The sequence below is a fragment of the Mycobacterium sp. TH-M25 genome (genome assembly GCF_057473665.1).
Genome location: NZ_JBYCLA010000317.1, coordinates 1 through 7769 on the forward strand (window position 1 = coordinate 1; position 7769 = coordinate 7769).

9 protein-coding genes are annotated in these 7769 nt (G+C 66.5%); 8 read left to right on the forward strand and 1 reads right to left on the reverse strand.

The genetic code is table 11. The features are described from left to right. From AC2VOU_RS10690 to AC2VOU_RS10720, 7 genes are all read left to right on the forward strand, one after another. On the forward strand, positions 1-416 hold a 416-nt coding region (locus AC2VOU_RS10690), incomplete at its 5' end, for a phosphoribosyltransferase family protein (RefSeq protein WP_486957353.1). A 23-nt stretch (positions 417-439) separates the two neighbouring features. After that, entirely contained in the window at positions 440-1312 is an 873-nt protein-coding gene (locus tag AC2VOU_RS10695) for a hypothetical protein (protein WP_486957361.1), read from the forward strand. Beyond that, complete coding sequence (locus AC2VOU_RS10700; protein WP_486957354.1) at positions 1309-1959, forward strand: TrmH family RNA methyltransferase; 651 nt, start codon at positions 1309-1311, stop codon at positions 1957-1959. Before AC2VOU_RS10695 ends, AC2VOU_RS10700 begins: the two co-directional genes overlap by 4 nt. Positions 1960-1979: 20 nt before the next feature. Then, a complete protein-coding gene (locus AC2VOU_RS10705) occupies positions 1980-3095 on the forward strand; it encodes a glycoside hydrolase family 76 protein (RefSeq protein WP_486957355.1) in 1116 nt (371 codons plus the stop codon). Continuing rightward, a complete protein-coding gene (locus AC2VOU_RS10710; RefSeq protein ID WP_486957356.1) occupies positions 3088-4437 on the forward strand; it encodes a 3-oxoacid CoA-transferase in 1350 nt (449 codons plus the stop codon). The genes AC2VOU_RS10705 and AC2VOU_RS10710 overlap by 8 nt, the downstream gene beginning before the upstream one ends. Positions 4438-4461: 24 nt before the next feature. Beyond that, the gene (msrB, locus tag AC2VOU_RS10715; protein WP_486957357.1) at positions 4462-4959 is read left to right on the forward strand and encodes a peptide-methionine (R)-S-oxide reductase MsrB; all 498 of its coding nucleotides are present in this window, start codon (positions 4462-4464) and stop codon (positions 4957-4959) included. Positions 4960-5158: 199 nt separating this feature from the next. Continuing rightward, the gene (locus AC2VOU_RS10720) at positions 5159-6253 is read left to right on the forward strand and encodes a PE-PPE domain-containing protein (RefSeq protein ID WP_486957358.1); all 1095 of its coding nucleotides are present in this window, start codon (positions 5159-5161) and stop codon (positions 6251-6253) included. On the opposite strand, the gene AC2VOU_RS10725 is transcribed toward AC2VOU_RS10720, so the two are convergent. Then, complete coding sequence (locus tag AC2VOU_RS10725) at positions 6237-6899, reverse strand: DedA family protein (RefSeq protein ID WP_486957359.1); 663 nt, start codon at positions 6897-6899, stop codon at positions 6237-6239. The two genes, AC2VOU_RS10720 and AC2VOU_RS10725, sit on opposite strands and share 17 nt — an antisense overlap. Before the next feature lie 104 nt (positions 6900-7003). Between AC2VOU_RS10725 and fbaA the strand changes: the two genes are divergently transcribed. After that, the coding region (gene fbaA, locus AC2VOU_RS10730; RefSeq protein ID WP_486957360.1) for a class II fructose-bisphosphate aldolase at positions 7004-7769 on the forward strand (766 nt) is incomplete at its 3' end.

The following is a 7769-nucleotide window of genomic DNA, read 5'->3' on the forward strand; positions in this document are numbered from 1 at the left end:
TGCACCACCGGGCGGCTCCGTTGATCGGTCGACTGGTCCGGGAACTGACCGCCGACTGGGATTACGTCGCGGTCGGCGGCCTCACTCTGGGTGCCGACCCGGTCGCCACCGCCGTCATGCACGCCCCGGGTCGCCCGATCGATGCTTTTGTCGTACGTAAGTCGGTGAAAGCCCATGGCATGCAACGTCTTATCGAAGGGCCCGAGGTAGCCGGACATCGGGTGCTGGTGGTCGAGGACACCAGCACCACCGGCGGGTCGGCGCTGGCCGCGGTGCGGGCGGTGCTGGCGGCCGGCGCCGAAGTGGTCGGCGTGGCGACGGTCGTCGACCGGGCCACCGGGGCGGCCGAAGCCATTGAGGCCGAAGGGTTCCCGTACCGCAGCGTGCTGGGGCTGGCGGACCTCGGGGTGGGTTAGCCGCGGTGCGCGCTGTCCTGGCGATGATCGCGACGCTGGCGCTGGTCTGCGGCTGCTCGAATGCCGTCGTGCACCGGCAGGTCTACGGCGCGGCTGCCGCACGACTGGGGGAGTCGCTCGCGGTGCTGGGCTGGAACACCTCGATCTCGAACCTGCGCTGGCAGGACGACGATGTGCTCGTCGACGTCGACGCGGCGCCGACCGACGCGGCGAAGCCGCATGCCGACCCGCGCGATATCCGGTTCGGGTTGTACGGCGCGCTGGCGCATCCGCTGGAGGCTACCGGCATCGGCAGCTGCGACGGGGTCAAAAACCTGGTCGTCCAATCGCTTTCCGCGCCCGGCGGCAACCGGCTGACCGGCACGGTCTGCCTGGGCCCGATGAAAGACCGCGCGGCTGTGCGCGGCGTCTACCTCTATTCGCCGCGTGACCGTATCGCCGACACCGCGGCGGCCTATCCGGCGGCGTTCCCAGTCGGTGTCCTGCCGACCAAGGAAAGCGACACCGGCATGGTGGTCACAACCACCAGCATCGCGGCGTGGCGGGCCGACGGCACCCCGTTGACCCAGTCCTCGCTCGGCGACCCGGCCGCGTTCAACGGCAGCGGTTACATGCTGCTCGGCCTGCAGGCCGACACCATCGCGGCCAAATATCGCGACGACTCCGCCCACCGCGGCGGGCCGATGATGCTGCTCGCCTCGCCCACGCTGCCGCCGCCGGGCCTGAACCCCGCCTGCGCAGCCTATGGGTCCTCGGTGCTGATCCTGCCCGAGGCGTCGCTGGACGCCGTGCACGTCAACGCGTCGCTGTGCACCCAGGGCGACCTCAACGAGGCATTGCTCTACGCCACGGTCGCGATCGTCGGCACCCACGCCGCGGTGTGGACCACCACATGAGCCAGCCGGGCCCCACCGAGTGGAGCGTTCCAGCGGCCGGTGTCGGGCCGTGGCAGGGGGACCTGCCCGACGACCCACGCTATGACCCGGAGTTGCTGCGCGACGGCGATTCCCGCAACGTCGTCGACGCCTACCGATACTGGACCCGGGAGGCGATCGTCGCCGACATCGACAAGCGCAGGCACCCGCTGCACGTGGCGATCGAGAACTTCGGTCAGGACGCCAACATCGGCGGCGTGGTGCGCGCCGCCAACGCATTCGCCGTCGACACCGTCCACATCGTCGGCCGTCGCCGGTGGAATCGCCGCGGCGCCATGGTCACCGATCGCTATCAGCGACTGCGCCACCACGACGACACCGCCGCGCTACTGAGCTTCGCCGCGAGCGCCGGCCTGACGACGGTCGCCGTCGACATCGTCCCGGGTGCGGCCCGGCTGGAGCAGACGGCGCTGCCGCGGGACTGCCTACTGCTGTTCGGCCAGGAAGGCCCCGGCATCAGCGACGCCGCGCGCGACGGCGCCGCCCTGATCGTCTCGATCGCGCAGTTCGGATCGACCCGCAGTATCAACGTCGCCGTCGCGGCGGGCATCGCGATGCACGCCTGGATCTGCCGGCACGGGGATATCTCTCGGGCTTGGGAAGGGTGAGTAGGGCAGGATCTGCAGACATGGATCAGGTCTGGGTCAACCGGGCGGTCAGCGCGGAGGCCGCTGTCGTAGGTCGCCATCACAAGAAGCTGTGGGCGCTGCCCGGCACCCAACTCGGCGTGGTGGGCTGGCCCGCGACCCGGCGCGACAGGTGGTTCGGCGGCTGGCACTACTGGTGGCAGGCGCATCTGCTGGACTGTCTCCTCGACGCCCAGCTGCGCGATCCGCAACCCGAACGCCGCGTCAGGATCGCGCGGCAGATCCGCGCACATCGCTTGCGCAACAATGGATCCTGGGTCAACAATTATTACGACGACATGGCCTGGCTGGCGCTGGCGCTGCAGCGGGCGTCGCGGATCGCGGACGTCGATCGCGAGCGCGCCCTGCGCAAGCTCAGCGACCAACTGGTCCGGGCATGGGTGCCCGAGGACGGCGGCGGTATCCCGTGGCGCAAGCAGGATCAGTTCTTCAACGCCCCGGCCAACGGCCCGGCCGCAATCTTTTTGGCCCGCTGCGGCGATCGGTTGCGCCGAGCCCAGCAGATGGCCGACTGGATCGACGCGACGCTGATCGACCCCGAGACCCACCTGGTGTTCGACGGCATCAAAGCGGGCTCGCTGGTCCGCGCCGAATACACCTATTGCCAGGGCGTGGTGCTCGGCCTGGAAACCGAGTTGGCTGCCCGCACCCGTGACGGCCGGCACGCGCCGCGGGTGCACCGCCTGGTGGCCGCGGTCGAGCAACACATGGCGCCCGGCGGCGTGATCCACGGTGCCGGCGGTGGCGACGGCGGACTGTTCTCGGGCATCACGGCCCGCTATCTGGCGCTGGTGGCCACGACGCTGCCGGGAGATTCCCCCGACGACGTCAAGGCCCGCGACACCGCCCGCCGCATCGTGCTCACGTCGGCGCAGTCAGCGTGGGACAACCGTCAGACCGTCGAGGGATTGCCGTTGTTCGGGCCGTTCTGGGACCGTCCCGCCGACCTGCCGACGGCAGGGGGTGTGCAGGCGCACTTCGTGGCGGGCGCCGTCGCCGCGTCGGAAATTCCCGAGCGTGACCTGTCCGTGCAACTGTCCGGTTGGATGCTGATGGAGGCCGCTCACGAGGTAACCGAAGGGACCCGCGATGAGTAAAGTCCACGCCGACGCAGAGTCGGCATTGCGCGGCCTGTTGACGGATGGAATCACCATTGCCGCAGGTGGTTTCGGCTTGTGCGGCATTCCGGAGAATCTGATCCGGACCCTGGTCGACAGTGGCGTCAAGGACCTCACCATCGTCGGAAACAATGCCGGCGTCGATGATTTCGGCATGGGGTTGCTACTCAAGGCACGTCAGGTGTCCACGGTGATCGCCTCCTACGTGGGGGAGAACAAGGAGTTCGAACGTCAGGTGCTGGCCGGGGAACTCGACCTCGTTCTGACGCCGCAAGGGACGCTCGCCGAGAAATTACGTGCCGGCGGCGCAGGCATTCCCGGCTTCTACACCCGGACGGGTTTTGGCACCACACTTGCCGAGGGTAAAGACACCCGGGTCTTCAATGGCATGGAATACGTTCTGGAAGAAGGAATTCGGGCCGATGTGGCGATCGTCAAGGCGTGGAAGGGCGACAAGGCGGGCAACCTGATCTACCGCAAGACCGCCCGCAACTTCAACCCGATGATCGCCACCTGCGCCGCGGTGACCATTGCCGAGCTGGCGGACCTGGTCGAGGTCGGAGAACTGGATCCCGACCAGATCCACACGCCGGGCATCTACGTCGACCGCATCATCGAAGGCCCCGGCTATGAGAAGCGCATCGAGTTCCGCACCACCAGCGGCGGCGCCGCGGTCAAGAGCGACAGCCCGATTCGCAAAATCATGGCGCAACGCGCCGCCAAAGAGTTGCGCGACGGCTACTACGTCAACCTGGGTATCGGCATTCCGACGTTGGTGGCCAACTTCATTCCCGACGACATCACCGTCACGCTGCAGTCCGAGAACGGGCTGCTGGGCATCGGCGCCTACCCGGCCGAGGACGGCGTCGACCCCGATCTGGTCAACGCCGGCAAACAGACCGTCACCAGCCTGCCCGGGTCGAGCTTCTTTTCCAGCGCGGACTCGTTTGCGATGATTCGCGGCGGCCACATCGACCTGTCCATCCTGGGCGGCTTACAGGTTGCCGAGAACGGCGACCTGGCCAACTGGACGGTGCCCGGCAAAATGGTCAAAGGGCCCGGTGGGGCAATGGATTTGGTGTCGGGCGTCAAGCGGGTGATCGTCGTGATGGACCACACCGCCAAAGACGGCAGCCCGAAAATCCTCCGGCAGTGCACGCTGCCCGTCACCGGCAAGGCCGTCGTCGACATGATCATCACCGACCTGTGCGTCTTCGACGTCGGACCCGACCAGGGCCTGACGTTGATCGAGTTACACCCCGGTGTCACCGTCGCCGACGTTCGCGCCAAAACCGGGTGTGATTTCACCGTCGCCGTCTGACCGCACCGCCGTACGATGGGCGTCATGGCTACCCGACGCAACATCCTGCTCGGCGCCGCGTTCGGTGTGTTCGCCGGTGCGGGCGCTTTGACCGCGGTCAACGCGACCGGCGCCCCAGCCGGCCCGGCCAAGACGTTTGCGGTCGACCACACCGAACAGCAGTGGCGCCAACTGCTGTCGCCGGCGGCCTACGACGTGCTGCGCAACGCGGGCACCGAGCGGCCCTACAGCAGCCCGCTCAACGACGAGCATCGATCCGGGACCTTTACCTGCGCGGGCTGCGGGCAGGCCCTGTACTCGTCGGCAACGAAATTCGAGAGCGGCACCGGCTGGCCCAGCTTCTACCAGGTGCTGGGCAACGCGGTGATCGAGCGGCCGGACAACAGCATGGGAATGTCGCGCACCGAGGTGCTCTGCAGTAACTGTGGCGGCCATCTCGGCCACGTCTTCAATGACGGCCCGCCACCGACCGGACTGCGCTACTGCATGAACGGCGTGGGGATGGGTTTTCGCACGGCCTGACATCGTCGCCGACCGAGGGCGCCCGCATTCGGGTGTGGCTGCATCCCCGATGCCTTATTCTACGCGTGTATTACTCTCGTCGGGGTCGTGGAAGGAGCCGACATTGCGGTCTCTCGGTTTCATCTGGTGTTTATTCGCCGCCGCCATAGCCGGTTTGGTGCCTTCGACGGCGACGTCAGTCCCGATCCGGACGGACACGGTGCGACTGGTTGACACCAGTGCTGATCTGCCGCTGGGGGACGGCACGGCGTTGTTGATGGGCGGCACCAGTATTCCGCAGCCGAGTCAGCTCTATCTCGACGCCGCCGACACGCTGTTTCTGCAGCCGCGCGGCTTCACCGGCACTCTGCAATCGCTGTTCACCCCCGAAAATGCAAGTGCCACGTCCGAATCGCGGGGCGAGCAGATTCTCGACTCCACGATCCTGCAGGACTACAACAGTGGAGACCTGAGCGCGCAGAACCCGCTCGTCGTTTTCGGCTACTCGCAGAGTTCCTCGATCTCGTCTGAGGTGATGCGTGAACTGGCCGGCCAGGGTGTGCCGAGCGGCGACGTGCACTTCGTGCTGATCGGCGATCCGGACAACCCTAACGGCGGGTCGGAGATCGTGACGAGCAACCTGTACCCGGCGTATCTGCAGGCCAACGTCGCGACCCCGAACGATCTGTACCCGACCGACGTCTACACCGCCGAGTACGACGGTGTCGCCGATTTCCCGAAGTATCCGATCGATCTGCTCTCCGACCTCAACGCGTCGCTGGGCTTCATCTACGAGCACGGGACGTATTTGAGCCTCACTCCGGAGCAAATCAGCAACGCCATCCAACTGCCGACCTCAGCGGCCGACACCATGGTCAACTACTACATCATTCCGGCCGATAGCCTGCCGTTGTTGGATCCCCTGCGGTTGATCCCCATCATCGGACAGCCCCTGTATGACCTGCTTGAACCTGACACCCAAATTCTGGTGAACCTCGGCTACGGCAGCATCGACCAGGGCTGGGCGTCGGGCAACGCCGATGTTGTCAGCACTGCCGGATTCCTTCCGAACATCAATCTCGGCGAACTGGCCACCGCGCTGGGCGCCGGCCTGCACACCGGCGTCAGCAACTTCCTCGCCGACCTGGCGAACCCCGACACCTACACAATCACTCCGCTGCTGCAAAACCCGTCGTTGACCGACGTCGCCGAAGCCGGATACCTCTACGGCTTCCTGCCCACGCCGGATCCCACGCCAACAGAGGCCTTGCAAGGCATCAGCGAACTGCTGCAAGCATTCACCGCGATGACGTGAGCCGGGCGGCCCGACGTCGTTTCAGGTATGCGCGACCGGTCGCGATGAACGCGGGAATCATCGACACGAACAGGATCGCCAGGACGATCTTTTCCAGGTTCTGGTGGATGGCCGGCACATTTCCCAGGAAGTAGCCTGCGAGCGTGACGCCGCCACCCCACAGGACGCCGCCGACGATGTCGAAGGCCAGGTACACCGGGTAGCGCATGTACGACACCCCGGCGACGACGGGTGTGAACGTGCGGACGAACGGCATGAACCGGGCCAGGATGATCGCCGCGGGCCCGTACTTTTCGAAGAACGCGTGCGACTCGGTCACGTGGTGCTGCTTGAAGAAGCGCGAGTCTTCCTTCTTGAACAGCGCCGGGCCGATCCGGCGGCCGATGAAGTACCCGGTCTGGTCGCCGGCGATCGCGGTCAGCGCCACGGCCGGGGCCAGCACCCAGATGTCGAGTGTGCCGTGGGCGGCCAGCAGACCGCCGGTGAACAGCAACGACTCACCGGGCAGCAGCGGGAACAGCAGACCGGTCTCGACGAAGACGATGGCCAGGATCGTCGGCAGTACGGCCGATGCGAACAGCCCCTGGGGGCCGATCCAGTACATGGGGTCGAGAATGTTGGGCATAGCCACCACAGTGGTGATCACGGTCATCAAGATACCGGCGCTGACGGCCGGCCTTTACCGGGCGGGCTGCGGACCGGCCCGAGCTATTGCGATACTGATGCCCAACACGTCAGGAAGGAAGCCGCATGCCCATCGCAACGCCAGATGTCTACGCGGAGATGCTGCAACGCGCCAAGGACAACGAGTACGCCTTTCCGGCGATCAACTGCGTCGGCTCGGAATCCGTCAACGCCGCGATCAAGGGTTTCGCCGACGCCGGCAGTGACGGCATCATCCAATTCTCCACCGGCGGAGCCGAATTCGCTTCCGGCCTGGGCGTCAAGGACATGGTCACCGGCGCTGTGGCGCTGGCCGAGTTCGCCCATGTCATCGCGGCCAAGTACCCGATCAACGTGGCCCTGCACACCGACCACTGCCCCAAGGACAAGCTGGACACCTACGTGCGTCCGCTGCTGGCCATCTCGGCCGAGCGGGTCGCGGCCGGTCAGCACCCGCTGTTTCAGTCGCACATGTGGGACGGCTCGGCGGTGCCGATCGACGAGAACCTGGAAATCGCGCAGGAACTGCTGAAGCTGGCCGCCGCCGCCAAGATCGTCCTGGAGGTCGAGATCGGCGTCGTGGGCGGCGAGGAAGACGGCGTCGAGGCCGAGATCAACGACAAGCTCTACACCACCCCCGACGACTTCGAGAAGACCATCGACGCCCTGGGCCACGGCGAGCACGGTCACTACCTGCTGGCCGCCACCTTCGGCAACGTGCACGGCGTCTACAAGCCGGGCAACGTCAAGCTCCGGCCCGACATCCTCGACCAGGGCCAGAAAGTGGCATCCGCCAAGCTTGGCCTGGCCGACGGCTCCAAACCATTCGACTTCGTCTTCCACGGCGGATCGG

Coding starts and splice junctions, on each gene's coding strand:
- AC2VOU_RS10695 (WP_486957361.1), top strand. CDS start 440: ATGATCGCGACGCTGGCGCTGGTCTGCGGCTGCTCGAATGCCGTCGTG.
- AC2VOU_RS10700 (WP_486957354.1), top strand. CDS start 1,309: ATGAGCCAGCCGGGCCCCACCGAGTGGAGCGTTCCAGCGGCCGGTGTC.
- AC2VOU_RS10705 (WP_486957355.1), top strand. CDS start 1,980: ATGGATCAGGTCTGGGTCAACCGGGCGGTCAGCGCGGAGGCCGCTGTC.
- AC2VOU_RS10710 (WP_486957356.1), top strand. CDS start 3,088: ATGAGTAAAGTCCACGCCGACGCAGAGTCGGCATTGCGCGGCCTGTTG.
- msrB (WP_486957357.1), top strand. CDS start 4,462: ATGGCTACCCGACGCAACATCCTGCTCGGCGCCGCGTTCGGTGTGTTC.